Origin of the sequence: Arthrobacter sp. ZGTC412 (genome assembly GCF_002929215.1) — a bacterium.
Classification (GTDB): domain Bacteria; phylum Actinomycetota; class Actinomycetes; order Actinomycetales; family Micrococcaceae; genus Arthrobacter.
Genome location: NZ_PJII01000001.1, coordinates 133,471 through 158,649 on the forward strand (window position 1 = coordinate 133,471; position 25,179 = coordinate 158,649).

General features: G+C 63.6%; 25 protein-coding genes. 2 read left to right on the top strand and 23 right to left on the bottom strand.

The annotated features are described in order from the left end of the window. Positions 1-11 precede the first annotated feature (11 nt). Both CXQ88_RS00620 and CXQ88_RS00625 read right to left on the bottom strand, forming a co-directional pair. On the bottom strand, positions 12-812 hold the full coding sequence (locus CXQ88_RS00620) for an alpha/beta hydrolase (protein WP_104042253.1): 801 nt from the start codon (positions 810-812) through the stop codon (positions 12-14). 34 nt (positions 813-846) lie between these two features. Further along, positions 847-1,203 carry an ATP/GTP-binding protein gene (locus CXQ88_RS00625; protein WP_104042254.1) on the bottom strand — a complete coding sequence of 119 codons (357 nt, stop codon included), beginning with the start codon at positions 1,201-1,203 and terminating at the stop codon, positions 847-849. A gap of 112 nt (positions 1,204-1,315) precedes the next feature. Between CXQ88_RS00625 and nucS the strand changes: the two genes are divergently transcribed. Together nucS and CXQ88_RS00635 are read left to right on the top strand one after the other, a co-directional pair. Next, a complete protein-coding gene (nucS, locus tag CXQ88_RS00630; protein ID WP_104042255.1) occupies positions 1,316-2,011 on the top strand; it encodes an endonuclease NucS in 696 nt (231 codons plus the stop codon). A 326-nt stretch (positions 2,012-2,337) separates the two neighbouring features. Continuing rightward, on the top strand, positions 2,338-2,541 hold the full coding sequence (locus CXQ88_RS00635; RefSeq protein WP_011692441.1) for a cold-shock protein: 204 nt from the start codon (positions 2,338-2,340) through the stop codon (positions 2,539-2,541). Positions 2,542-2,695: 154 nt separating this feature from the next. Here the strand turns inward: CXQ88_RS00635 and CXQ88_RS00640 are convergent, their stop codons facing one another. The 21 genes from CXQ88_RS00640 to rho form a co-directional block, all read right to left on the bottom strand. Then, positions 2,696-5,236, bottom strand: a complete 2,541-nt coding sequence (locus tag CXQ88_RS00640; protein WP_258061633.1) for a bifunctional lysylphosphatidylglycerol flippase/synthetase MprF — start codon at positions 5,234-5,236, stop codon at positions 2,696-2,698. Beyond that, complete coding sequence (locus CXQ88_RS00645; protein WP_104042256.1) at positions 5,233-6,543, bottom strand: alpha/beta hydrolase; 1,311 nt, start codon at positions 6,541-6,543, stop codon at positions 5,233-5,235. The genes CXQ88_RS00640 and CXQ88_RS00645 overlap by 4 nt, the downstream gene beginning before the upstream one ends. 5 nt (positions 6,544-6,548) lie before the next feature. Further along, on the bottom strand, positions 6,549-6,980 hold the full coding sequence (locus CXQ88_RS00650; RefSeq protein WP_104042257.1) for a DUF2550 domain-containing protein: 432 nt from the start codon (positions 6,978-6,980) through the stop codon (positions 6,549-6,551). 10 nt (positions 6,981-6,990) lie between these two features. Further along, complete coding sequence (locus CXQ88_RS00655) at positions 6,991-7,275, bottom strand: F0F1 ATP synthase subunit epsilon (protein WP_013601509.1); 285 nt, start codon at positions 7,273-7,275, stop codon at positions 6,991-6,993. Between the two features lies 1 nt (position 7,276). Beyond that, positions 7,277-8,731 carry a F0F1 ATP synthase subunit beta gene (atpD, locus tag CXQ88_RS00660; RefSeq protein WP_104042258.1) on the bottom strand — a complete coding sequence of 485 codons (1,455 nt, stop codon included), beginning with the start codon at positions 8,729-8,731 and terminating at the stop codon, positions 7,277-7,279. 80 nt (positions 8,732-8,811) lie between these two features. After that, positions 8,812-9,705: a F0F1 ATP synthase subunit gamma gene (locus CXQ88_RS00665; RefSeq protein WP_104042259.1), complete on the bottom strand. Its 894-nt coding sequence runs from the start codon at positions 9,703-9,705 to the stop codon at positions 8,812-8,814. A 76-nt stretch (positions 9,706-9,781) separates the two neighbouring features. Further along, positions 9,782-11,419, bottom strand: a complete 1,638-nt coding sequence (gene atpA / locus CXQ88_RS00670) for a F0F1 ATP synthase subunit alpha (protein WP_104042696.1) — start codon at positions 11,417-11,419, stop codon at positions 9,782-9,784. Positions 11,420-11,502: 83 nt separating this feature from the next. Next, positions 11,503-12,330, bottom strand: coding sequence for a F0F1 ATP synthase subunit delta (locus CXQ88_RS00675; RefSeq protein WP_104042260.1), 828 nt, complete (start codon positions 12,328-12,330; stop codon positions 11,503-11,505). Further along, positions 12,330-12,881, bottom strand: coding sequence for a F0F1 ATP synthase subunit B (locus tag CXQ88_RS00680; RefSeq protein ID WP_104042261.1), 552 nt, complete (start codon positions 12,879-12,881; stop codon positions 12,330-12,332). The genes CXQ88_RS00675 and CXQ88_RS00680 overlap by 1 nt, the downstream gene beginning before the upstream one ends. Before the next feature lie 54 nt (positions 12,882-12,935). Then, entirely contained in the window at positions 12,936-13,154 is a 219-nt protein-coding gene (gene atpE / locus CXQ88_RS00685; protein ID WP_011775261.1) for an ATP synthase F0 subunit C, read from the bottom strand. Between the two features lie 80 nt (positions 13,155-13,234). Further along, positions 13,235-14,035, bottom strand: a complete 801-nt coding sequence (gene atpB / locus CXQ88_RS00690) for a F0F1 ATP synthase subunit A (protein WP_104042262.1) — start codon at positions 14,033-14,035, stop codon at positions 13,235-13,237. 81 nt (positions 14,036-14,116) lie between these two features. Beyond that, positions 14,117-14,455, bottom strand: coding sequence for an AtpZ/AtpI family protein (locus CXQ88_RS00695; protein ID WP_104042263.1), 339 nt, complete (start codon positions 14,453-14,455; stop codon positions 14,117-14,119). After that, positions 14,448-14,930 carry a hypothetical protein gene (locus tag CXQ88_RS00700; protein ID WP_104042264.1) on the bottom strand — a complete coding sequence of 161 codons (483 nt, stop codon included), beginning with the start codon at positions 14,928-14,930 and terminating at the stop codon, positions 14,448-14,450. The genes CXQ88_RS00695 and CXQ88_RS00700 overlap by 8 nt, the downstream gene beginning before the upstream one ends. A gap of 97 nt (positions 14,931-15,027) precedes the next feature. Beyond that, entirely contained in the window at positions 15,028-16,050 is a 1,023-nt protein-coding gene (locus CXQ88_RS00705; RefSeq protein ID WP_258061634.1) for an MraY family glycosyltransferase, read from the bottom strand. Continuing rightward, positions 16,050-17,918: a polysaccharide biosynthesis protein gene (locus CXQ88_RS00710; protein ID WP_104042266.1), complete on the bottom strand. Its 1,869-nt coding sequence runs from the start codon at positions 17,916-17,918 to the stop codon at positions 16,050-16,052. Before CXQ88_RS00710 ends, CXQ88_RS00705 begins: the two co-directional genes overlap by 1 nt. Positions 17,919-18,017: 99 nt before the next feature. Further along, positions 18,018-18,980 carry a glycosyltransferase gene (locus CXQ88_RS00715; RefSeq protein WP_104042267.1) on the bottom strand — a complete coding sequence of 321 codons (963 nt, stop codon included), beginning with the start codon at positions 18,978-18,980 and terminating at the stop codon, positions 18,018-18,020. Positions 18,981-18,986: 6 nt separating this feature from the next. Further along, the gene (locus CXQ88_RS00720; protein ID WP_104042268.1) at positions 18,987-19,898 is read right to left on the bottom strand and encodes a glycosyltransferase; all 912 of its coding nucleotides are present in this window, start codon (positions 19,896-19,898) and stop codon (positions 18,987-18,989) included. Between the two features lies 1 nt (position 19,899). After that, a complete protein-coding gene (locus CXQ88_RS00725; RefSeq protein WP_104042269.1) occupies positions 19,900-20,661 on the bottom strand; it encodes an L-threonylcarbamoyladenylate synthase in 762 nt (253 codons plus the stop codon). A gap of 12 nt (positions 20,662-20,673) precedes the next feature. Further along, a complete protein-coding gene (gene prmC, locus CXQ88_RS00730; protein WP_104042270.1) occupies positions 20,674-21,546 on the bottom strand; it encodes a peptide chain release factor N(5)-glutamine methyltransferase in 873 nt (290 codons plus the stop codon). A gap of 12 nt (positions 21,547-21,558) precedes the next feature. Continuing rightward, a complete protein-coding gene (gene prfA / locus CXQ88_RS00735; RefSeq protein WP_104042271.1) occupies positions 21,559-22,632 on the bottom strand; it encodes a peptide chain release factor 1 in 1,074 nt (357 codons plus the stop codon). Between the two features lie 246 nt (positions 22,633-22,878). After that, entirely contained in the window at positions 22,879-25,068 is a 2,190-nt protein-coding gene (gene rho, locus CXQ88_RS00740) for a transcription termination factor Rho (protein WP_104042272.1), read from the bottom strand. Positions 25,069-25,179: the final 111 nt, after the last annotated feature.

Sequence of the window (25,179 nt, forward strand, 5' to 3'; positions counted from 1 at the left end):
GGGCAGTACACCTAGGCCGGGGCGTTGGCCACCGGCCCGTCCCATTCCTGCGGCAGGCTGGTGCCGCCGGGCTCTGCTTCGGTGACCTCATCCACTATCTCGTTCAGCACCCGCCCGGCGTACTTCTCCCCCACCCACAGATGCTTGGCGCCTTTGACACCCACAACGCGGGCCTGGGGCACCAGGCTGAAGCGCCCGGTTGCGGCATCCGGCTGCAGATAGTCATCGTGCTCCGGCACCAGCACCTTGAGCGGTTTACCGGACTGCGCCCACTCCAGCAGGTGCGCATCCTTGGCCCGATGCAGCGGCGGGGACAGGAGAACTGCTCCCTCGATCAGCGAAGCGACCGGCTCCGTGGCCCCGTACATCAGGGCGAGTTCGGTGCCGAAGGACCAGCCTACAAGCCACCGGTTTGGCAGACCGCGTTCGACGGCGAAGCGGACAGCCGCCTCCACGTCATGCTGCTCTCCCACACCTTCCTCGAAAGCACCGGTGCTGATGCCCCGCGGGGACTCGGTGCCGCGCGTGTTGAACCGCAGCACCGCGATGCCGGCCAGTGCGGGCAACCTGTAGGAGGCCTTGCGGTAGACGTGGGAATCCATGAACCCGCCGTGGGTGGGCAGCGGGTGCAGGGTAATCAGCGTGGCACTGACCGGCCCGGATTCCGGCAGCGCCAGCTCGCCCACCAGGGTATGGCCGTCCTCCGTCTGCAGCTCCACGTTTTCACGCCGGGCCGGCAGAACAGTGGAGGCACGGATGGGCGTGGGGCCGGTGGACTGGCTGAATTCATACGACGCCGGATCAAAAGTCATGCCTGCCAGCTTAGCGACAGGTGCACCCGGCCCCTTACCGGTAGCGGTAACTGCGGGTCATCCAGCAGTTGGTGTGCCAGTGGCGACGTTCCGCCAGCCCCGCAGCAGCGCCGAAGAGGTGGTCATCCTTCCAGACCACCAAGTGGGCAACCCCCGGCAGCACCGCAGTGGAACATTCGGGGCAGATATACGTCTTTTCAGCGTTCCTGGCCGTCATGGTGCGGACCATCCACTCGCCGTCGGGAGCGCTTTCCCGCCGGGCGATGCCTGCCCTCGCACGTTCCAGGTCAAGCTCAGGGACCTCGCTGCTTCCCTTCCTTCCAGCTGCCCGGCCCGAAGCGGCACCGGCTTTTCCGGACACGGGACGTCGGGGTCGGTTGGAACGCGGCATGCATCCATTCTGCCCCAGTGCCGGCCGGCCGGGCCCTGCCGGTCCGGCACTACTCCCCTCAGGGCTTTGCCCGGGGCGGAGGCCGGCGGCACCAGACGGTAGTCTGTACGGCGTGCGACTTGTCATAGCCCGATGCTCTGTTGATTACGTTGGCCGGCTCAAAGCCCATCTCCCCCTTGCCACCAGGCTGCTGCTGGTCAAGGCTGATGGCTCTGTCCTGGTCCACTCGGACGGCGGCTCCTACAAGCCGCTCAACTGGATGAGCCCGCCGGCAACGCTCCGGGTCTCTTCCCCCGAGGAAGTTGACCTGGAATTGGGAGTCATCGAGCAATGGACCGTGCAGTCGGCCAAAACGGACGACCGGTTGATCATCAACATCCACGAGAAACTCAGTGATTCCTCCCATGACCTCGGCGTGGATCCCGGCCTGATCAAGGACGGTGTGGAGGCGGACCTGCAGCGGCTGCTGGCGGAACAGATTGAAACGCTTGGTGAGGGTTATTCGCTGATCCGCCGCGAGTACTTCACGGCCATCGGGCCGGTGGACATTCTGGCCCGCGACTCGGGTGGCGGCACCGTGGCCATCGAGCTTAAGCGCCGCGGCGACATCGACGGCGTCGAGCAGCTCACCCGGTACCTTGAGTTGCTGAACCGCGATCCGCTGCTCGCCCCGGTGCGTGGTATCTTCGCTGCGCAGCAAATCAAGCCGCAGGCCAAGGTGCTCGCGAACGACCGCGGGATCGATTGCGTCACCCTCGACTACGATGCCATGCGCGGCGTGGACGACAGCGAGTCCCGGCTCTTCTGATTTTCCCTTTCCCATGCGCTCCCTGCCCATGCCGGCGAGCCTTCCTTTTGGGCCCTATTCGGCACTCACGAGGTCATGTAACCGTCTTTTTACCCAAAATTTGTGCGTTTCTCCGCCCAAACCGTTGACCTCCGCTGAGCAGCGTGAAATTCTTATCTCAGTCTTTGTGTAGGTGTTTTTCATGCTCGCAAGACATGTTGCGAGTGCGAAGCTCCTGCAGCGCCGGTCCCTTTAGCGGACGGCAATCCAGGATTCTTCTCACGGAGTGACCAAGGCCGGCACGAGGTGTGCCGATCTTAAACAAGTTCCACAATGAGGAGAAATAAATGGCACAGGGAACCGTCAAGTGGTTCAACGCTGAAAAGGGCTTCGGCTTCATTACCCCGGATGACTCCGATGGTGATGTCTTCGTGCACTACTCGGAGATCCAGACCGGTGGCTTCAAGACCCTCGACGAGAACCAGCGTGTTCAGTTCGAAATCGGTCAGGGCGCCAAGGGCCCCCAGGCAACCGGCGTAACGCTGGTCTAGTCTCCGCCGCCCGGCGCGTAAATGCAGCCGGCAGCGAAACAATGATCCCCGGCAATTGTGCCGGGGATCATTTTGTTGAATTGCGGGTTTCATACCATGGCAGCAATGGGTGTTCCCGGCCGGAGCGTGCATTGTTGGTGCTAATTCGAAGGGTTCACTTCACCAATTTGCGTACCAGGCGGGCACCCTGCGGAAGGGAAAGCCCCGGCAAGTAGGCGCGTGTTAATGCGCGGCCAATAGCGGGCAGGTGCAGCGGGTCCTGGTAATACAGGTAAAGGGCGCGGTACTCCGGCTTGAACCGCGACTTGAATGCCGCCAGGGACCGGAATCCATAAACCGGTTCAAGCGCATGTCCCACCAGGTCGAGGATCCGGACCAGGTTATCCGCCTCACCATCCCCGCCGGAATTACCGGCTCCGGGGACGCTTGCCAGCGGCGAACCCGAGAGGGATATGACCTCCACTGAACTGCGCAGCTCGAGCACCGCAGAGGCGATGAGGAATTCCATCACCCCCGGGAATCCCTCAGCTCCCCGGCGCATGACGTCAAGCGTTCGGCTGACCAGCGTCCCGCCGTCGTAAACCGGCAGCCAGCTGGTCACTCCATGGACGGTGCCGTCTTCGTCAACGGCGAGGCAGCACAGCACCTCGGGGTCATCAAGCTCATCAATGCCGCCCAGGGTGAAGCCCATCTCAGGGACTGTCTTTCCCGCCGCCCATTCCTCGGAAACTTCGCTCAGGCGTGAGCGCAGCGCTGCGGGCAGCGACGCGTAGGAGCCCCAAACAGCTCTGACCCCCAGCTTTGCCGCACGGTTCAGCGCAGTCCGGACGTTCTGCCATTCCTTGCCCCTGAACTCGAGTTCGCGGATTGCCAGCCGTGTCTCCTGCGCTACGGCAACCCGCGAAAACCCGCGCTCCTGGAGCATAGGCCAAAGCGTGTCATCGCAGGAGTAGAGCGCAGGGATCAGGGCCTGCCGGCCGCAGTGGGCCATAAACGCCGCCGCGACGTCCTTCTGGCACTGCGCCGGACCGAAGGCTCCGCCCAGTGTGAGTGCCACGCTGCCGTGCCGCTGGAAAGCCACCGCGCCGTTGCCGTCAGGACTGAACCAGTACTCATTGGGTTCCCAGAGTGCCATCCAGGAAAGCGGTCCCCCGCCCTGGTGGAGGAGGTTCCGTGCCACGATCCGGTCCTGCCGCCCGGAATCGTTTCCATGGTGTCCGCCCAGCAGCGCCCACCACACAGCCGCCAGCGCAATTACCCAAAACACCGGTCCGGAGTAGGCAAAAAGGACAGCCTCCACGCTGTTCCGGTCAGCGAAAACGCGGTGGTAGTGCTGCGGGATGGGAACCGGGACGTACTGCCGGGCCAGCTCCGCGAACAGTCCCAGCAGGCCGCCGGCGCGCGTAAGTCCGCCTGCCCAGAACCAGGCGCCCGCGTAAGTGCTTGCAAGGAGAAGCCACGTTCCTCCCACCACCAGCGCCAGCGTCCGCCGGGCGGTCGGGAGCGTCTGTACGCGGAACTGCCGTCGGTTGAACCACAGGAGCACCGCCAGCAGCAGGGGCACAACAACCAGCGGAAGCACGTGGGCAAAGGCAGATCCCATTGGCGGGGCAGATGGTCCTTGCAGCCGGGACGGAACCAGGGCGAACAGCGCCAGGTAAACGGCCGCGAGCCCCGTCACGGCGAGCTGGATAGCGAGTGCAATATTCAGGGCAAGCCGCCGGCCGCGGCGCATGCCGTCCGCGCAAATCAACAGCAGGACCACCGGAATTACCGCAAGCGCGAGGCCGAAGGGTCCCGCAAACCCTGCCCTGCCGGCCTCGAGGCAGGATGCTTCCACAGTGGCACCGCAGTTGATTGCCAGCTGGCCGAGCGTGGGCATGGGATTCAACACCACGTCGCGCAGCAGCGCCAGCGGACCCGTAGGTGCCCGCGCTATTCCCGTAAGGATCGGCCCCACAGCGAAGACGGCGACGGTAAGCGCGAGCAGGTTTCGGGTCTCCCGGCCAGTGGACCTGTGCCGGTGCAGGTGGCCATGATCGCCCTGGATCCACCACCCGGCCAGGAGTCCCAGGACTGCACCAAGCAGCCCGATGACCGTCTCTGCATGCCCAACGTAGAGCACCAGCAGGAGCGAGATGGACAACACGCCTGTGCGCAGCCGGCGCTGCCACAGGACCGGCAGCCTTCCGCTGGCCGCGAGTGCCGCCGTCAGGACAGCCGGATAGGGTCCAATCAGGATGTCATCGGCCATCTGGTCAAGCCATCCGTCGCCCACGTAGCCCGCCAGCTGGGTGAGCAGCAGGAACAGCGTGACAGCAGCGAACTGGCCCCCAAAGAAGAACCCGGCTGCTGCCGGTGTTCCCATCCTTCGTTCGGCAGGGCCCAGCAACAGCAGGATCATCAGGGACGCAGCAACGTAGGCCACCGGGTTGGTGGCGAAAAAGAGGCTGGTGAACACGGACCACCAGTTGCCCGCGCGCAGCCCCGGTCCACTCACTCCCGCCACATCCAGCAACTGCTCCGGGGGCCCGGCCAGGTAGCTGCCGGTGGTGGCCCCGGCGGCGAGGAACACCGCAAGCACGGCCACGGAGAACGGCATCGATTTCAGAGCGGCGATGATCCGGTTCCGGGCCGGGCGTCCCACTGTTGTCCACGCCAGGGATGCTGTGCGGACCTGCTTTCCGGAGCTCACTGCTGGAGTCCCCACCTGTCCGCCAGGAACTGGAGTGCATCGGCAATCCGCTTGGAGGACGAATTCCACGAGTGTCCGGTGTGTTCCACCTCGTGCGCCCGCACGGTGAAGCCGGCCTCCCGGGCGGCAGCGGCCAGGGTGTGGAGGTACGCCACAAACTCGTGGTCGTCCTCTCCCGCTGTCAAGTACACCCCGCTGGACTCGAAGCGGCGTTCTTTCATGATGGCAAGGGGCGTCTGGCGCTCAAACGCATCCGGGTCCCCCGGGAAGGCCGCGTCGATGGTCTTTTGCCGCTCCTTGGCGATGGCCGGCTCCGCTTCTCCGGAGAAGGAGAGAACAGCCGGGTACAGCCCGGGGTGCCGGGTTCCCATCTGCAGGGCGCAGGTGCCGCCGAACGAAAATCCACCGATGGCCCACTGGTTGTGGTTGGTGTCCACCGAAAGGGTGGAGCTGATCCACTCGGGCACATCCCGGGAAAGGTACGTATCGGCCTTTGCGATGCGGCTGTCCATGCACATCGTGTTGGCGGACTGTGAGCCGTTCGGGTCCGGCACCACTACCACAGGAGCGACGCCGCCGCGGGACCGGGCGAAGGAATCCATGTGATCCTGCAAGGTGCCGCCAGTGACCCAGTCAGCGGGACCGCCCGGCTGGCCCGCTACCAGGACCAGCACGGGGAGGGCGGGGCGGTTTTCCGAGAAGTAGGCGGGTGGCAGGTAGATATAGGCTTCTCGCGTGTTCATTCCAGACATGGTGCCGGGGATGGCAGACTTGCGGAGCACTCCGCCGTCCGGCAGCTCACCCTGCGGTGCCCACCCCAGGAGGGGAACGCCGTCGTCCTCCCCTGACTGGCGCATCAGGTTCGGCTCGAGGGTGGGGATCCGGGCCAGCGTCGTACCGAACAAGTCACTCATCGTGCGGTTGAGCCCGAAGTAGGCATTTATCTGCACTGATGCAAGGGCCACGACCAGGAGCACTGCCGCCAGGCCGGTGGCGCGTCGGCGCCAACTGCGCCTGGGCAGCCGAAGCAGGAAGAGGATCACGGCGGCGACACCGGTCACCACCCACAGCAGCACCGGATCCGGAATGTTATCCGGGAAAACTGAGAAGACGTTGATGAGGGTCCAGTGGACGGTGGCCACCAGCGCGAAGGCAACGGCGGCAGCGGCCATGGCGCGAAAGGCCCAGCGCCGCGCACGAATGCGGGAGGGCGGCACCAGGAGATACACGGCGCCCGCAAGGCCCAGGACGAGGGACACCCAGTACACCGGGCCCTCGGTGAGCCGGAGGTCGAAGAACCAGTCCACGCGAACTAGCGCCAGGTGCCCACGCCGATGACCGGCCCGGCCTCAAGCCAGGACGAAAGACCGGCATAGGCGTCAAACTTCATGGCAAGGCGAAGGTCCTGCCCCTCGTAGCGCAATTCAACAATTACGACGTCGGGCTGGACCTTTACGGCCTCGGCTTCGGTGGGTTTGCGGCGGCCCAACAGTTCGAGCGAGTGCCGCTTGAACTTGTGCTTGGGCCTGACACTTAGCGAGAGCAGCCGAAACCACTCAAGGTCGTTGTCCTGATAACGACAAACCCCCATCTGCCAGCTGTTTCCAGCCGTGCAAATGGAGGCGTCCACCGTGCCGAGGGCACGCCGCAGATTGAACCGGCGCACCCCCGAAAGGCACAGTGCAAAGATCAGCAATCCAAAAGTGATTGCCATGGCGATGAACGGAAGACTCGGTGCGTCCATCAAGGTGGTGCTAGCGGATCCCAGCGGTAGCCGAGCCGCCCAGGTGGGCGTTGTCAGCAACAATAACCACGCGGTTGTTGTCGACGGAGAAGAATCCACCGTCAACATCTACGGCAATACGGTCACCGGACACCGGCTGGATGGCCAGTTCACCCTCGGCCAGGATCGCCAGCAGGGGCGAGTGGCCGGGCAGGATTCCGATTTCACCATCGCTGGTGCGGGCCTTGACCATCTTGGCCGCTCCGGACCACACGAAGTGGTCCGCTGCGACAATCTCAACCTCAAGCTCAGCCATATTACTTGGTCTGTTCCTGGATCTTGGCCCACTGGCGCTCAACGTCATCAAGGCCGCCGACGTTGAAGAACGCCTGCTCCGCGATGTGGTCCAGCTCGCCGTCGCAGATGGCGGTGAAGCCTTCCACGGTGTCCTTGATGGAAACCGTAGAGCCCTCGACACCGGTGAACTGCTTGGCGGTGTAGGTGTTCTGCGAGAGGAACTGCTGGATGCGGCGTGCTCTCGACACGACGATCTTGTCCTCTTCCGAGAGTTCGTCAACGCCCAGAATGGCGATGATGTCCTGGAGTTCCTTGTTCTTCTGCAGGATCTGCTTCACCCGGACGGCCGTGTTGTAGTGGTCGTTTCCGATGTACTGCGGGTCCAGGATGCGCGACGTCGACGTCAGCGGGTCAACGGCCGGGTACAGACCACGAGAAGCGATTTCACGGGAAAGTTCCGTGGTCGCGTCGAGGTGTGCGAAGGTCGTGGCCGGAGCCGGGTCGGTGTAGTCATCTGCGGGAACGTAGATGGCCTGCATCGAAGTGATGGAGTGGCCCTTGGTGGAGGTAATGCGCTCCTGGAGGAGGCCCATCTCGTCTGCCAGGTTGGGCTGGTAGCCCACAGCCGAAGGCATGCGGCCGAGGAGGGTGGAAACCTCGGAACCTGCCTGCGTGAAGCGGAAGATGTTGTCGATGAAGAGCAGCACGTCCTGGTTCTGCACATCGCGGAAGTACTCCGCCATGGTCAGCGCGGACAGGGCCACGCGCAGGCGCGTTCCCGGCGGCTCGTCCATCTGGCCGAACACAAGGGCGGTGTCCTTGAGGACGCCGGCCTCTTCCATTTCAACCCAGAGGTCGTTGCCCTCACGCGTACGCTCGCCAACGCCGGCAAATACCGAAGTACCGCCGAAGTTACGGGCAACACGGGTGATCATTTCCTGGATCAGGACGGTCTTGCCCACGCCGGCGCCGCCGAACAGGCCGATCTTTCCACCCTTGATGTACGGGGTGAGAAGGTCGATGACCTTGATGCCGGTTTCCAGCATCTCGGTGGAGCCTTCGAGCGAAGCGAAGCTCGGAGCCTTGCGGTGAATGGGCCAGCGTTCGCTGATCTGCAGTTCCGACTCGGTAACGTCCAGGGGCTGGCCCAGGACGTTGAAGATGTGGCCCTTGACGCCGTCGCCGACGGGGACGGTGATGGGACCGCCGCTGTCAACCACGTTGGTACCGCGGACGAGTCCGTCGGTTGCCTGCAGGGAGATGGCACGGATGAGGTTGTCGCCCAGGTGCAGCGCGACCTCGAACGTGATGGTCTTGGTGACACCGTTGAGGGTGACCTCGGTAGTCAGTGCATTGTAAATCGAGGGGATTGCGTCAGCCGGGAATTCGACGTCGACAACCGGGCCAATGACACGTGCAATACGGCCGGTAGCACCGGACGTTGCGGCTACGTGATCGGTAGCAGTGGCAGTCATCTCTCTCACTTCACTCAGTAGATGGCGTGGGGGTTATGTTGTTCTTTGGTGCAGGTACAGCTGAATCCGGCACGTGCTGGTTAGGAGGCGCTCAAGGCGTCCGCACCAGCAACAATTTCGGAAAGCTCCTGCGTAATTTCAGCCTGACGGGCAGTGTTGCGCAGACGCGTGTACTTCTTGATGAGGTCCGTGGCGTTGTCACCAGCGGACTTCATGGCCCGCTGGCGGGCGGCGAGCTCGGAAGCTGCTGCCTGCAACATTGCGGCGAAGATTCGAGATTCGATGTAGCGCGGCAGCAGAGCGTCAAGAACACGCTCGGTTTCCGGCTCGAATTCGTAGAGCGGCAGGAGGTCTGCTTCGGACGCGGCCTGCTCTTCCACTACTTCCAGCGGAAGCAGGCGGATGACCGTGGGCTCCTGGGTGACCATGGACTTGAAGCGGGTGTAGACGACGTGGATCTCGTCGACACCGCCTTCTTCGTACGCGGTTGCGAAGTCTTCCAGCAGTACGCTGCCGACTTCCCGGGCTGTATCGAACACCGGTGCATCGGTGTTGCCCGTCCAAGCGCGTTCGTAAGGGCGGTTCCGGAAGTCGAAGTATGCCTGCGCCTTGCGGCCCATGACATAGGTCTTGACTTCCTTGCCCTCCTCATGGAGCAGCTCCATGAGACCTTCCGCCTGCTTGAGCACGGATGCCGAGTACGATCCGGCCAAGCCGCGGTCCGAGGTGATGACCAGGACGGCGGCACGGCGAATCTGCTCCGGCTCGGTGACGAGCGGGTGATCGATTTCGCTCTGGCTTGCGACAGCAGAAACGGCGCGCGTAATGGCGTTCGCGTAAGGCAGTGAAGCCGCTACGCGTGCGCGGGCCTTGCCGATGCGCGAGGTAGCGATCAGTTCCATCGCCTTGAAGATCTTGCGCATCGACGTTGTCGAGCTGATCTTCTGGCGGTAGACCCGAATCTGGGCTCCCATACTTATCCTTTCCTAAGATCCCGGTGGCCGGGACCGCCGGAACCCTTGAGGGGTCCGGCGGTCCCGGCCAGCGAAACTAGCGCTTCTGCTTGACGATTTTTTCCTGGTCGACCTGCGCCTCGTCGATGGGGGCGTGCTCCTCGTGCCCCGCACCTACCAGGTAGCTGTCTCCCTCGCCGAAGAAGCCCTTCTTGAAGTCCACGATTGCGTTCTTCAGTGCTGCCGCGGTGTCATCGTCCATGACGTTGGTCTGGGCCAGCGTTGTCAGGATGGAGGACTTGTGCTTGAGGTGCTCCAGGAACTCGGTCTCGAACCGGTTGATGTCCTCAACCGGAACCTCGTCGAGGTGGCCGTTGGTACCTGCCCAGATGGACACAACCTGGTTCTCGACCGGGAACGGTGAGTACTGGCCCTGCTTAAGCAGTTCCATCAGGCGGGCACCACGGGTCAGCTGCTGGCGCGATGCGGCGTCGAGGTCCGACGCGAACATGGCGAAAGCCTGCATATCGCGGTACTGGGCCAGTTCCAGCTTCAAGGTTCCGGAGACCTTTTTCATGGACTTGACCTGTGCGGCGCCACCAACGCGGGAGACGGACACACCAACGTCAACAGCGGGACGCTGGTTGGCGTTGAAGAGGTCCGACTGCAGGAAGATCTGGCCATCGGTAATGGAGATCACGTTGGTCGGGATGTAGGCGGAAACATCGTTTGCCTTGGTCTCGATGAGCGGCAGGCCGGTCATCGAACCCGCGCCGAGCTCATCAGAAAGCTTGGCACAACGCTCGAGCAGACGGGAGTGCAAGTAAAAGACGTCGCCCGGGTAGGCTTCGCGTCCCGGCGGACGGCGGAGCAGCAGCGACACTGCACGGTAAGCCTCAGCCTGCTTGGACAGGTCATCAAACACGATGAGGACGTGCTTGCCGCCGTACATCCAGTGCTGGCCGATGGCCGAGCCGGCGTACGGTGCCAGGTACTTGAAGCCTGCGGGGTCGGAAGCAGGAGACGCCACAATGGTGGTGTACTCCAGTGCGCCGTTGTCCTCGAGGGTCTGGCGGATGGCGGCAATGGTTGACGCCTTCTGGCCAATCGCCACGTAGATGCAGCGGACCTGCTTGGTCACATCGCCCGAAGCCCAGTTGGCCTTCTGGTTAATGATGGTGTCAATCGCAATGGCGGATTTGCCGGTCTGGCGGTCGCCAATGATCAGCTGACGCTGGCCGCGGCCGATCGGAATCATGGCGTCGATAGCCTTCAGACCGGTCTGCATCGGCTCGTGAACCGACTTACGCTGGGTCACGCCGGGCGCCTGGAGTTCCAGAGCTCGGGTGGTCTCGGCCTTGATCTCACCGAGGTCATCAATGGGCATACCCAGCGGGTCAACCACGCGGCCGAGGAAGGCGTCGCCCACCGGAACGGACAGAACCTGCCCGGTGCGGTGGACTTCCTGGCCTTCTTCGATGCCGGTGAAGTCACCGAGGATGATGACGCCGATCTCGCGGACGTCAAGGTTCTGGGCGAGGCCCAGCGTGCCGTCCTCGAAGCGCAGCAGTTCGTTCGCCATGACCGAGGGAAGGCCCTCAACACGGGCGATGCCGTCACCTGCGGTTGTTACACGGCCGACCTCTACGCGCTCTGCGTTTCCGGGTTCGTAGGACGCCGCGAACTCGTTCAACGCATTACGGACGTCGTCGGCGTTGATGGTCAATTCGGCCATCTGCAGTCCCTGCTCTCCTGTTTTCGTGATCATCGTTGCTCACGATGACCGGGGTTTCTATCAGTTTGGTTGTGCTTGTCCGGCTAGCCGGCCAGCTGGCGCTGCAGCTCGCCAAGCCGGGTGATTACCGAAGCGTCGAGCACTTCGTCACCGACCTGCACGCGGATGCCGCCAATGAGTGCCGGGTCAACGTTAACGTTGACCTTCAGTTCCCGTCCGTACATTGCATTCAAGCCCGCCTGGAGGCGTGCAAGCTGCGTCTGTGTCAAGGAGCGCGTCACGCTGACCGTTGCAATCCAGCGCTGCTGCCGCTTGGCCGCCAGTTCGGCGAACCGTTCCACCAGCCGCGTGGGCTTGATGCCCCGAGGCTGAGTGACGGCCTGCGTGATGAGGACCTTTGCTTCCTCGCTCACGCCGGGCACCAGCTTCGCTGCGAGGGCAGCTTTGGCCGAAGCGCTGGCCTGTGGTTCGGACAGAGCACGTTGTACCTCGTGGCTGGAGGCAACTGCCTGGTTGAAGGAGAACAGATCGTTCTCCAGCTCTTCCAGGCCAGAGATTCCGGAGGCAGAAACGGCCGACCTGTTCTCTGCAACGGAAATGACAACCGTTGCGGCAAGAGTCTCGAGTGCATCGCCGACATCCCGGGCGGTTGCCCAGCGCGAGCCGGCCAGCCCGCCCGCGATCTCTGCAGCATCAGCGGAGACTTTTCCGCCAACCAGCTGCCTGACCAGCGCCGACTTTTCGTCACCTTTGCGGGACGGGTCAGTCAGGGCGCGGCGCAAGCCAGCCGAGCTGTCCACCATTCCCAGAATTCCGAAGAGTTCCTTTGCCAGCTGCAGTGACGCCGTCGGAAGCTTTGATTCCAAACCGGCCAGCCCTGCTGCCAGCGAAACGCTCGATACGCCTGCCATTACTTAGCTGCACCTGCGTTCTGGGTCTCCAGATCTGCCAGGAAGCGGTCCACTACCCGTGCTGAACGCTCGTCGTCGTTCAGCGATTCGCCAACGATGCGGCCGGCGAGGGTGGTGGCCAGGGTGCCGACCTCCGAACGCAGGGACACAACGGCCGCCTGGCGCTCGGATTCGATCTGGGCATGGGCCTGGGCCGTGATGCGGGCAGACTCTGCAGCTGCCTTTTCCTTGAGATCCGCGAGGATCTGGGCACCTTCGGCGCGGGCTTCCTCACGGATACGGTTGGCTTCGGCGCGGGCGTCGGTCAGCTGCTGCTTGTACTCTTCGAGTGCAGCAGACGCCTCAGCCTGGGCCTTTTCAGCCTTCGCAATGCCGCCTTCAATAGCCTCGGCACGCTCGGCGAAGGTCTTTTCGAACATCGGGACAACGAACTTGACCACGATGAACATGAGGATGGCAAAGCCCACGAGGACAACGCCCATTTCCCAGAGGTTGGGAACCAGGGGGTTGACTTCGCCCTCAGTGGCGGCTGAGATGATCAGCTGATTCATATTTCACCCGTCCTTTTCTACTCGGTTCTGAATGTTCGCTTAGTTCCGAAAGGACTAGCTAAGAACGAAGGCGAAGACGAGACCCAGGATTGCGAGGGCTTCGGTCAGCGCAAGGCCGAGGAATGCGATCGGCTGCAGCACGCGCTGTGCTTCCGGCTGGCGGGCGACGCCGTTGATGTAAGCAGCGAACACGAGACCCACACCGATACCACCGCCGATGGCCGAGAGGCCATAGCCGATGAGGTTGAGGGAGCCGTTGATGGTGCCTTCCATTTTTCTTCCTTTCAAGATGCCACCCATGTGGCAGGTTGTTTGGGTTGCTATCATCCCCGCGAGGGGAAGCTTAAGGGTGCCTAGTGGCTGTCGGCGTGGAGTGCGCCTTCGATGTAGATCGCTGTCAGCAGGGTAAAGACGTAGGCCTGCAGGACCATGATCAGGGCTTCAAGCATGTACATGGCGATAGCGCCTGCTAGGACCAGGAGGGAGGTTCCCTTGAGCAGGATGTTCTCCTGCATGATGAGGAACTCGATACCGTAACCGGCGATCATCACGATGAGGTGTCCTGCGAGCATGGTGGCGAACAGACGGAGGCTGTGCGTGACCGGCCGGACGATGAAGTTGGAGATGATCTCGATCGGGATGACGATCGGCAGGATGTACCAGGGAACACCGGAGGGCACTGTGGCCAGCTTGAAGTAGCGGAGGCCGTTCTTCTTGACGCCGATGGCGATCCAGGTGAAGTAGACGATCCCGGCCAGCACGTAAGCTCCGCCCACGTGCGAGAACGTGGGGAGCTGGAAGAACGGGATGGCGCCGTAGATGTTGTTCACCAGGATGAAGAAGAACAGGCTGAACAACAGCGGGACGTACTTGATGAAGTCCCTGCCACCGATGATGTCCTTGGCAATGCCGTTGCGGACGAAGCCGTAAGCGGCCTCGCCGGCGAACTGGAGCTTGCCGGGTACCAGCTGCTGCTTGCGTGCGGCGAGCACGAAGAAGACGGCGATAAAGACGACAGAGAGGAGGACCAGCAGCATCTGCTTGGAGAATCCTTCTGCGGCACCCCACGGCAGGATTGCCGGCAAATGCATTTCGTTAATACCAGGAGGAGTGAAATCTCCTGTATTTTGGGCCGGGAGCGCAAGCGCGATCAACGCGTTTCCTCTCTGCAGTGTCCATCATTGGGCGTTGGGCGGGGTCCGGCAGCCTGACGGCCTGCTGTTCCCCCTGTGAAATTATTTGGCATTAGTGTCGCCGTCCTGGGACGGCCCGCTGGCAGCATGGCGCTCCCCAGCAATTTTTCGAGAACTGGTAAGGCCATGCATATGGGAAAGGTAAAAACCTCCGACGGCTCCAAGCAGAGCGCCTGCGAGCACAATCCAGCGCGTTCCCCACACGTAATCCAGTCCCCACCCTATCAAACTCCAGACGATGATTCCGCCAACGATGTAGCTGAATACGGCCATACCTGCGTTGTATCCACCGCTGGTTCCGTCGCTTGATACACCGGGGGCAGAGCCATTCGAAACGCCCTTGCCGTTGGTGCCTTCGCCAGGGCTCTTTGGATCACGCATCGCGGTCTTCCTTGGTTTCTGGATCGTTGTAGATCTGCAGGCGGGCTTTGCTGAAACCGTGAATTTCGGCAGCCTGCCAAAGTACGACGGCGGTAACCGCACCGCCGATGAACCAGCGGCTATTCAGCCAGTCGGGAGCGCCGACGAGGAACAGGACCGCGGCGAATCCAACCACCTTCACGAAGTAGGTGGCGACGAACATGCCAATTGCTCCGGAAGGATTGTTACGCCCCACGAAATGACCCACCAGCAGGCTGATGCCGAAGAACAGCATCACCAGCATTCCGCCCGAAGTACTGGACAGGGCACCGCTTCCGCCATCGAGGATTGCTGCGGGGATTGCGCACAGGGCGAGCCCGGCCGCCGCAGCGACGGAACTCCGCTTCAGGAGGTTCAGCCACAAAGACGGTGCGGGGCCGGATGCGCCAACGTTTCCGCTGCTGGACTCAGGTCCGGACTCCGTGTTGGAGGTCATTCGATCCCAATCATCGGCACCAACAGGCACGTGGCCACGAGGCAGGTTTTGAGGGCAGCTTTGGCTGCCCTCAAATTCTACACGAGATAGAACACCGCTAGCTCACGGGGAGGCGTGTGACCTTCGACGGGCGCCGGTACCGGCGGATGAGGTCCGGGCTGGCCAGGTACAAAGCGAGAACCAGCACGCCTGCGGCCACGCACAGGGCGACGACAGGAAGCGCAGCAGTGGCGGCGACGAAGCCGAGGGTAATGACCGCTGCGGTGCATAACGTGACGGTGGCGGCTGACTGCAGGTGCGAGAAACCTACGTCCGTGAGCCGCTGATAAACGTGTTCCCGGTGCGACGCGTACCAGCGCTCCCCTGCCTTGATCCGACGGAGCAGGGTGTAGCCGGCGTCCGCGGCGTAAACCAGGATGGGTGAGAGAAGGTATTCGACATAGACTCCCCCGAGGAAGCCTGCCACCGCGAGGGCTGCTATCGACGCTCCCAGCAAGTAGCTGCCGACGTCGCCCAGGAAGACTGAACCCCGCCCCAGGTTCCATGGGAGAAAACCGAGGAAGGACATTGCCAGAACGGTGCCGCCGGCGGTCAGCCAAGGCTGTTCGGACAGCAGGCCGGCCACTGCGTAGGCACCCCCGGCCGTAACCCCGTGCAGGCCCGAAATGCCATTGACTCCGTCCATGAAGTTGGCGATGTTGACATAGGCTGCGATCGCCACGGCAGCGAGCGGCAGCCACCAGAACGACTGTCCCGTGAGTACGATGAGCACCGCGGAGCCGGCCACCCCGATGCCGAGCTGGGCGGCGGCGCGTCCGCGGATGGACATGCCGCGCAGGTCCTCGACCCAGCCCACAGCTGCGCAGGCGGCAATGACGCCAAGCACGGTGGCGGATACGGAGCGGTCCACTGTGACGACCCCCAGCAGCAAAGCTGCAGCGTAGCCCAGGGCTGTGGCCAGGGCCACGGCCATACCCATTCCACGGATGGTCACTCTCACGTGCGATGAACGGGCAGAGGGAACATCAACGACGCCCATCCGGACCAGCCAGGGCTTCACGGCAAAGGGAAGAAGCAGGCTGGACAACAGCGTAATTCCGGCAACCAGGGCGAGCGGCATCACGACGCCACCCGGATCTCACCGGCGTCAGTGGCCTCATCATCGGGGATGTCGGCGATGCCGGCACCTTGTTCTGCCTCGCAGCGGGCCAGCCAGACGTTGAGGTCAAGCGCGCCCGGGTCCTGCTCCGTCGCCCTGGTATGTGAAATTTTCGGATGCAGGGGGCGCTTATCGAGTTCGCCGGTGCCGACCAGTACCTCGTGTAGCTTCTCCCCCGGCCGCAGCCCGGTGTAAATGATCTCGACGTTCTTTCCCGACATCGCAATCATCCGCTGCGCCACATCCAGGATCCGGACCGGTTCGCCCATGTCCAGGATCAGCACATCGCCCCCGGTACCGATCGCGCCAGCTTGGATCACCAACTGGCAGGCCTCGGGGATCGTCATAAAGAAGCGGGTGACGTCGGGGTCAGTGACGGTAACGGGCCCGCCTACGCGGATCTGCTCGGTAAAAAGTGGCAGCATCGAACCGCGGCTGCCCATCACGTTGCCGAAGCGGACGGAGACGAATTTGCTGCCGGTCTGGCCGGCCATCCAGGCAGTCAGTTTTTCGGCAACCCGTTTGGAGTGGCCAAGTGCGGTGGTGGGGTTGGCCGCCTTGTCGGTGGAAATGTTCACGAAGTGCGAAACACCGGCGCGCTGGGCGGCGCGCAGGACGTTCAGGGTGCCGCAAACATTGGTTTTCCAGGCTTCCACCGGATACTGCTGCAGCAGCGGTGCGTGTTTCAGAGCGGCAGCGTGGAACACCACTTCCGGGCGCCGGTCCTGGAAGATGTTCTGCAGGGCTTCGGCGTCGCGGATGTTGGCCAACACGGTATCCCGGCCTGCCAGCAGGCCGCGGCCGGTGATGGAGATCTGGGTCTGCTGCAGGCCCGTCTCGTCGTGGTCCAGCATGATCAGTTCCGCAGGGTCGAACTGGACGATCTGCCGGCAGAGCTCGGATCCGATGGAACCGCCGGCACCGGTCACCAGCACCCGTTTGCCCTTGATGTAGCCGGCGATTTCGTCAACCTTGATGTCCACGGGGCGCCGACCGATCAGGTCCTCGACCGCTACCTCGCGGAAGTCGGAGAAACCAGCGGGTGCACCGGTGCCCAGCATGTCGCGCAGCGGGGGAAGTACCAGCACCCGCACATTCAGGCCGGCAACAGCGTCCGAAATGCGGCGGACCACGGTGGCCTCCACGTTGGCGAAGGCCAGGACCAGGACTGTTGCGCGGGTGCGGCGGATAATCGCCGGCAAGTCTTCCCCGCGGCCCTGGACCTGGACGCCGGAGAGGCGCAGGTGCTTCTTGGCCGGGTCATCATCGATCAGCCCAACCGGAAAGTATGGTGAATCTGTGTCCTGCAGCATGCGGGTCACCAGGGAGTTGCCGAGAAATCCGGCGCCGTAAACCAATGTGTTTTGTGCCCCGTCCCCGGGCCGGGCCCTGCCCTCGACGTAAAGCCGTTTGGCGTAGCGTGCGGCGCACATAAAGAGGCAGGCGAAGGGAAAGGCAATCAGGCCCACACTGCGGCCGACTTTGATGGCCTCATAGAGCACCAGCAGGCTGGCAGTGATGGAGGCAGCAACTATGACGGTGACGAATACCAGTGCCCTGGCCTCCTGGAAGCTGCCGAATGGATACCGGCCGCGGTACAGGGCGAGGGAGTAACCGGCGAGGATCTGGGCCACCACCGCGATGGCGGCGATCACGAACGCTCCGGCGAACTGTTCGACCCGGATGCCCATCTCGTAGCGCAGCAGCAGCGCCAGGCCGATCGCCACGACCCACGACATCGAGTCGAGGAAGAGCTGGATCCAGATCCAGAGGGCGGGCTTCTCGTCCCGTACTGCGGCAGGTGCGCGCGTTTCAGATTTCGTACTCAACAGAGATGCAACCGACTTCCACTACCACGGCGGCCAGGCGCCTGTTTCAAAATACCCCGCCGCAAAAACTGTCGGACCGCTTCGGGGCCTAATTCGATACTAATCGCTTCGGGTTCCGCTGCCCGGATATGCCGGCAGCGAAGGCATGGGTTTCCAGCCCGCGTCGGCGAGGATATTGCGTGATTCGCGCCATCCCCGCCACAGCGCACCGGCCCCTTTGAGGGTGCGTTCGACGAGGACCAGCCGGGCAAGTTCCTTCAGGAAGGTCAGGGCTGTGCCGGCTGCGAAACCCGCCCGGTTGAATTTGCCGTGGGCGCGCAGGTAATGCGCTACGTGCCCGCGGTTGCGCATGACATAGCGGCGGCTCAGGTCGGATGAATCATTAAGGTGGCGCAGCCCCAGGTCCACTTGCCGCTGGGCGCGGACCTTCTTAATGACGAAGGCGTTGACGTACACCACCGGTGTTTGCTGCGCGGCCAGCCAGCCGTAGATCAGGTCGTCCCAGGTGATGAAGAAGCGCGGATCCGGCAGGCCGATGCTCCGGGCCACGGAGGCGTTGATGAGCATGCCTTCAAAGTTGCCCACGTTCGTGCGGAACACCTCCGAATGCCGGAAAACATCGCGGGAGACCGGCAGGAAGATGCCCAGCGCCTCGACAAAGTGGTGCTGCCAGAAGAATGGTTTGCCGTTGGCGTCGTACCGGCGGCCGATCAGGCAGGAGTATTCGGGCGTGAACTTCGCCAGAGCCTCCACCGCGCCGGGAAGCACCTCGACGTCGTCGTCCATCAGCCACAGCCATTCGGCGCCGGACTCCAGCGCCAGTTCCACGCCTCGGGAGAACCCGCCGGCCCCGCCGACATTCCGGTCCAGCCGTTCGTACTCGATGGGCGGCCCGCCGGCAGCGATGGCTTGGGCGACGACCTCCGGTGTGTGATCGCTGCTGGCGTTGTCCACGACGAGGATCCGCGCCGGTGCGGTATCCAGCCGGGCGAAGGAATCGAGCAGGTTGCGCAGGAAGTCGGCGCGGTTGTAAGTCACGACGACGGCGAAAAGGTTTTCCACGGCGGCCTAGCTGTTCGTGGACATCAGTTCCGCGGGCGAACCGAAGCCCTTGCCGCGGAAGCCGGTTGAATAGGCCCTGAACCAGTGCGCCAGGCCCTTGAGGTCCCGGGTCTTCAGGAAGTAGTAGGGGAAGCCGACGATGTCCGCGCTGAACCACCGCAGGTTCCGGTACTTGCGGGTCAGGTAGCCCCGGTTGCGGAAGTAGCAGTAGCGCTTGAACTCACCCTCGGGGATGACGGGGGTGATGAACCCGCCGAAAACGGGTTTCATCTCGGTCCAGGTGGCGGGGTGCTGCACCGCGACAGTGGCGAGGGTGCCGTACTTCAGCCCGGCCTTTTTGACGCGCGACAGGAAGTCGACTTCGTCGCCCCGGATGAAGAACTTCACATCCGGAATGCCGATCCTGTAAAAAACCTCGGTCCGGATGAGCGCACCGTTGAAGAAGTGCACCATGTCCGGAAGGTAGCCCATCGGCTCCAGCCGTGACCGCTCGTTGGTCAGCAGCCCGTTGATACGGAAATTGAAGGACAGCCGGTTGGGGTCGGCCGTAGCGGCTACCAGCGGGCTGACGATGTCGAGCTGGTGCTCCTCTGCCGTGCGGAGCAGTTCGGCCAGGCAGCTGGCGTCTTCGGGGTGGCCGTCGTCGTCCATCATCCAGATCCACTCGGCTCCGCTGGCCATGGCCGCCAGGATGGCGTAGGCAAATCCGCCCGCACCGCCGAGGTTGGCTTCGGAGCGCAGGTAATTGATGTTCAGCGCTCCCCCGGCAGTGACGACGTCGATGGCGGGGGCAGTACCGGAGTCCACCAGGGCTATCGAGTGAATTGGCGCGGTCTGCGCGGCCAGGCCCTTCAGGAGCAGGGCAAGCTCCTCGTGGCGGTCGAAGGTTACGGCCGCGACGGCCACTTTTGGCTGCATGTCAGTTCCCCGGGTGGTTGTCGGTGGTTGCGACGGCACTGCTGCCGGCCGGGCTGTGGGCTTCACCCTCCGGCTCCTCTGGTTCTTCCGCTGCCATCGGAATCTCGCCCAACCCGAGGACATCCGGCACATGCTCACGGAGCTGGTCCAGGGTTACGGCGCCGTTGCGGACCACCCGCAGGCGCGGGCCGGTGGCGTCAACAATGGTGGAAGGTACTGCTGCCTCGCCTTCGAGCGGGCGGAAGCCGCCTTCGAGGTAAACCTCAACGGAGTCCGCCAGCTGCTCGCGCGCTGCGGCGGCTGTCTGGCCCGGAGCATGGCCGGTGCGGTTGGCGGAAGAAACGGCCAGCGGCCCGGTGAGGGTCAGCAGTTCCTGGGCGATTTCATCGTCGGGCATGCGCAGTGCGACCGTGCCCTGGGTCTCCCCGAGATCCCAGTCAAGGGACGGCTGGGCGTGCAGGATAAGGGTCAGGCCGCCTGGCCAGAAGGCTTCGGCGAGCTTGCGGGCGTCCGCCGACACGTCCGTGGCCAGTCCGTCAAGGGCGTTGATGCGCGGAATCAGGACGGGAGGCGGCATGGTGCGGCTGCGTCCCTTTGACACCAGGAGCATGGTGACGGCCTGCGGCGAGAAGGCGTCGGCAGCAATCCCATAAACCGTATCCGTGGGAAAAACCACGCACTTCTTTTCGCTGATGGCCCGCTGGGCGTGCTCAAGCCCTTGGGCGCGCTCGTCGTCGCTGGTGCAGTTATAGGTTGTGGTCACGCGCCTATTCTTTCATTCCTTGTGGTCCGGATCCGCGAGCAGGGCGCTGGTGGCGCGCTCCTTGCCGTTGAGGTCCAGATGCGTCCTGATAGTGGTCCAGTTCCCTGTCCTGGCCAACATGGCCGAGATCCAGCCCGACTGGACTTCCGCGTGTTCCATCACGAAGTAACCCCCGGGTACCAGCAGCCGGGCAGCCGAGGCGGCTGCCGCCGTCGGAAGTTCCATGCCGTCCGCTCCCCCGCCGTACAGCGCTTCCGGGGGATCGTGCAGGGCAACTTCGGGCTCGTTGGGGATGGCTTCGGCGGGGATGTACGGCGGATTGGAAATTACGACGTCGAAGGTCCCGTTAAGTTCCGGCAACGCGTCCCGCAGGTCCCCGAGGACTAGATGGACGCCCAAGGGGGCCAGATTCTTCGCTGCCCAGGCATGTGCGAAGGGGCTGAACTCCACCGCGTGCACTTCCGCGCCGGGCACTTCGTGGGCGATGGAGCCCGCGATAGCGCCGGATCCGGTCCCGAGGTCCACGATCCGCGGATGCCGCATGCCCTTGACGTGGTCAACGACCAACTGCACTACGGATTCGGTCTCGGGACGGGGAACAAAAACGCCTGGACCCACAGAGAGCTCGAGATAACGGAAATGCGCTACTCCAGTGATGTGCTGCAGCGGGATCCGGCTGGCACGCTCTGCCACTAATGCCTCATAGCCCTCAGGGGCAGGGGTATCCCCCAGCATCATGGCGCGCAACCGGCCCAGCCCGACGTTCAGCAGATGGTCGGCGAGCAGCTCGGCGTCCACCCGCGGACTGGGGACGCCGGCGTCACGCAGAATGTCAGTTGCCTGGCTGACAGCGTCCGCGAGCGACTGCCCTGGCCCAAATGTCATAAGTCGAAACGACTAGTCGCCGATGGCGTCCAGGCGGGCCTGTTCGTCCATCTCGATTGCGGACTGGATGACCGGTTCCAGGTCACCGTTCATCACCTGGTCCAGGTTGTACGCCTTGTAGCCGGTGCGGTGGTCCGCAATCCGGTTTTCCGGGTAGTTGTAGGTGCGGATGCGCTCCGAGCGGTCCATGGTGCGGATCTGCGACTTCCGCTGGGCCGAATTTTCGGCGTCGATCTGCTCCTGCTGGTGCGCCAGGATGCGTGCCCGCAGCACGCGCATGCCGGCTTCACGGTTCTGCAGCTGGGACTTTTCGTTCTGCATGGCCACCACGATCCCGGTGGGAAGGTGCGTGATGCGCACTGCCGAGTCGGTGGTGTTCACGGACTGGCCGCCGGGACCGGAGGACCGGTAGACGTCGATTTTCAGGTCGTTCTGGCTGATCTCGAGCTCTTCCGGCTCATCCACTTCAGGGAGAACCAGAACGCCGGCGGCAGAAGTGTGGATGCGTCCCTGCGACTCTGTCACGGGAACGCGCTGCACGCGGTGCACGCCGCCTTCGAACTTGAGCCGCGCAAAAACACCTTCGGCAGGATCGTTGGAGCTGCCCTTCACGGCAACCTGCACGTCCTTGTAGCCGCCAAGATCAGACTCCGTGGCGGAGATTATTTCGGTTTTCCAGCCGCGCGACTCCGCGTACCGGGTGTACATCCGCAGGAGGTCGGCAGCGAACAGGGCAGCCTCGTCGCCGCCTTCACCGCCCTTGACCTCGAGGATCACGTTACGGGCGTCGTCGGGGTCGCGGGGAATGAGCAGGCGCCGAAGCTTGGCGGCGGCGACTTCCAGCGACTCCTCGAGCTCAGGCACCTCAGCAGCGAACTCGGGATCCTCGTCAGCCATCTCCTTGGCGGCAGCAAGGTCATCCTGGATGGCTTCCCACTTGTGATAGGCGTCAACAATGCCATTGAGCTGAGCCGAACGCCGCCCAAGCTTCCGGGCAAGCCGCTGATCAGCATAAACAGCAGGATCCCCCAGCTGCGCCTGGATAGCATCATGCTCATCAAGCAGGCCCTGTACGGACTCAAACATTTTCAAAACCTTTCAACGCCGTGGGTCTAAGTTTAGTGATGCTCACAGCGGTAGGTGACGGGGGCAATCGCCGTCGGGTATTTTTGCCGGCCAGGGATTGGCATCGGGCCTGTCGGAGCGTTGCGGCCGACGTACGCAGTACGTCAGCCGCAACGCGAAGGGGCGGGGCCGGCAAAATACCCGGCGGCCCCGAACGACGAAGGGGCGGGGCCGGCAAAATATGCGACGGCCCCACCCCCAGCTCAGCTACTTGTCGTTATCCGACTTCGCACCAAGCGTCGTCTTCTGAACCTGCATCAGGAACTCAACGTTGCTCTGGGTCTCCCGGATCTTGTTGGTCAGGAGTTCAAGGCTCTGCTGGGTCTCGAGTCCGGAGAGGACGCGGCGCAACTTCCACATGATCTTGACTTCCTCGGGGGAAAGCAGGTTCTCCTCGCGGCGGGTGCCGGATGCGTTGACGTCCACGGCCGGGAAGATGCGCTTGTCAGCCAGCTGGCGGGACAGGCGGAGCTCCATGTTGCCGGTGCCCTTGAACTCTTCGAAGATGACCTCGTCCATCTTGGAACCGGTCTCCACGAGTGCCGTTGCCAGGATGGTGAGCGAGCCGCCGTTTTCGATGTTGCGGGCCGCACCGAAGAAGCGCTTGGGCGGGTACAGTGCGGCGGAATCCACACCACCGGACAGGATGCGGCCGGAGGCCGGTGCTGCCAGGTTGTAGGCACGGCCAAGGCGGGTCATGGAGTCCAGGAGGACCACCACGTCCATGCCCATTTCCACGAGGCGCTTGGCGCGCTCGATGGAGAGCTCGGCCACTGTGGTGTGGTCGTCGGCGGGACGGTCGAAGGTGGAGGCAATGACCTCGCCCTTGACCGTGCGCTGCATGTCCGTAACTTCTTCAGGACGTTCGTCAACCAGCACCATCATGAGGTGGACCTCAGGATTGTTGGTGGTGATCGCGTTGGCGATGGACTGCAGGATGAGCGTCTTGCCGGCCTTTGGCGGGGAAACGATCAGGCCGCGCTGGCCCTTGCCGATCGGGGCAACCAGGTCGATGACGCGGGGGCCGATCTTCTTGGGGTCGGTCTCGAGGCGCAGGCGCTCTGAGGGGTACAGCGGAACCAGTTTGGCGAACTCGACTCGGTCCTTCAGTTCTTCCGAGGTTTTGCCGTTGACTGATGTCACGCGGACCAGGGCGTTGAACTTCTGGCGGGCCGACTGCTGGCTGCGGTCTTCGCCGTCACGCGGAGCGCGGATGGCGCCAACCACGGCGTCGCCCTTGCGCAGGTTGTACTTCTTGACCTGGGCGAGGGAGACGTAAACGTCGTTCGGGCCCGGGAGGTAGCCGGAGGTGCGGATGAACGCGTAGTTCTCGAGAACGTCAAGGATGCCGGCAACGGGCAACAGGACGTCGTCCTCGGTGACTTCGACGTCGTCGACGTCCGGCCCCTGGGCGCGTCCACGACGGCGGTCGTTGCGGTCGCGGAAACGGTCGTTGCGGGAGTTGTCACGGTCCTGGCCGCCGGAGCGGTCATTCCGGTCGTTCCGGTCATTCCGGTCGCGGCGGTTGCGGCGGTTGCGGCGGCTGCCGCCGTCGGCGTCATCGCTGTCGCGGTTGTCGTCACGGCGGGCGCCTTCACGCTGGCCAGCCTCTCGGCTGCCCGCGTTGTCCCGGCCGTCAGCGTTCTCGCGTGGTGCGTTCTCGCGTGCAGCGTTGTCACGGCCGCGGGTGCGTCCGCCTTCGCGGCGGTCGCTGCGCTGCCCGGCTTCGCCGGCTTCGGATTCGGTCCGCTCGGCGGTGCGTTCTGCCGTGCGGGGTTCTGCGCCGGCCTGCGCTCCGGCGCGCTGTTCTGCGTCGGACTGCTCTGCCGGTGCCTCCACAGCTTCGGCACCCTGCGGCGCTGCTGCGGCTGCTTCGCCGCGGCGGCGGTTGCGGGTGCGCGGCTGGCGACGCTCGGCGGTCCCTTCGGCGGCTTCGGGAGCTTCGGCGGCGGCCGGAGCCTCAACGGGAGCGGCCGTGCTGGTTTCAGCAGCAGCCGGTTCGGCGGCTGCGGGTGCTACCACTCCATCACTGACGGCGCGGCGGCTGCGGCCACGGCCACGTGCCCGCGTTCCTTCGGCGGGGGCTTCGGTTGTTTCAGCAGCCGCGGGGGCGGACACTGCCGGAACAATTGCCGGCGCAGACACGTTCTCGACGGCCTTTTCCGCTGCCTTGGCCGGAGCCTTGGTCATGGGGGTGCCGGCGCGATGGGCGGAGATGGCCGAAACCAGGTCCCCCTTGCGCATCCGGGAACCGCCGGAAATCCCGAGCTGGCTGGCAAGTGCCTGCAGCTGCGCGAGCTTTAGGCCGGCAAGGCCGCTGCTCTTTGCGGGTGCTGCCGGTGATTCGGCAGCAGAAGATAGTTCCACAGCTGGCGACAGCTCAGTGGTTTCGGTCACGAAGGATCCTTCCCCCTCGACGGCGTCCAGACTGGGAGCTGGACGCGATGATTGATCGGGCTGCAGTTCAGATCTGCAGCCTCATTGTTCGGCCTTGCCGGTTGGATATCG

Bases quoted from the DNA above. Each gene is read 5' to 3' on its own strand.
- CXQ88_RS00620 (WP_104042253.1), bottom strand. From the start codon at position 812: ATGACTTTTGATCCGGCGTCGTATGAATTCAGCCAGTCCACCGGCCCC.
- CXQ88_RS00625 (WP_104042254.1), bottom strand. From the start codon at position 1,203: ATGCCGCGTTCCAACCGACCCCGACGTCCCGTGTCCGGAAAAGCCGGT.
- CXQ88_RS00635 (WP_011692441.1), top strand. From the start codon at position 2,338: ATGGCACAGGGAACCGTCAAGTGGTTCAACGCTGAAAAGGGCTTCGGC.
- CXQ88_RS00650 (WP_104042257.1), bottom strand. From the start codon at position 6,980: ATGGACGCACCGAGTCTTCCGTTCATCGCCATGGCAATCACTTTTGGA.
- CXQ88_RS00655 (WP_013601509.1), bottom strand. From the start codon at position 7,275: ATGGCTGAGCTTGAGGTTGAGATTGTCGCAGCGGACCACTTCGTGTGG.
- atpD (WP_104042258.1), bottom strand. From the start codon at position 8,731: ATGACTGCCACTGCTACCGATCACGTAGCCGCAACGTCCGGTGCTACC.
- CXQ88_RS00665 (WP_104042259.1), bottom strand. From the start codon at position 9,705: ATGGGAGCCCAGATTCGGGTCTACCGCCAGAAGATCAGCTCGACAACG.
- atpA (WP_104042696.1), bottom strand. From the start codon at position 11,419: ATGGCCGAATTGACCATCAACGCCGACGACGTCCGTAATGCGTTGAAC.
- CXQ88_RS00675 (WP_104042260.1), bottom strand. From the start codon at position 12,330: ATGGCAGGCGTATCGAGCGTTTCGCTGGCAGCAGGGCTGGCCGGTTTG.
- CXQ88_RS00680 (WP_104042261.1), bottom strand. From the start codon at position 12,881: ATGAATCAGCTGATCATCTCAGCCGCCACTGAGGGCGAAGTCAACCCC.
- atpE (WP_011775261.1), bottom strand. From the start codon at position 13,154: ATGGAAGGCACCATCAACGGCTCCCTCAACCTCATCGGCTATGGCCTC.
- CXQ88_RS00695 (WP_104042263.1), bottom strand. From the start codon at position 14,455: ATGCGTGATCCAAAGAGCCCTGGCGAAGGCACCAACGGCAAGGGCGTT.
- CXQ88_RS00700 (WP_104042264.1), bottom strand. From the start codon at position 14,930: ATGACCTCCAACACGGAGTCCGGACCTGAGTCCAGCAGCGGAAACGTT.
- CXQ88_RS00705 (WP_258061634.1), bottom strand. From the start codon at position 16,050: ATGCCGCTCGCCCTGGTTGCCGGAATTACGCTGTTGTCCAGCCTGCTT.
- CXQ88_RS00720 (WP_104042268.1), bottom strand. From the start codon at position 19,898: ATGCAGCCAAAAGTGGCCGTCGCGGCCGTAACCTTCGACCGCCACGAG.
- prmC (WP_104042270.1), bottom strand. From the start codon at position 21,546: ATGACATTTGGGCCAGGGCAGTCGCTCGCGGACGCTGTCAGCCAGGCA.
- prfA (WP_104042271.1), bottom strand. From the start codon at position 22,632: ATGTTTGAGTCCGTACAGGGCCTGCTTGATGAGCATGATGCTATCCAG.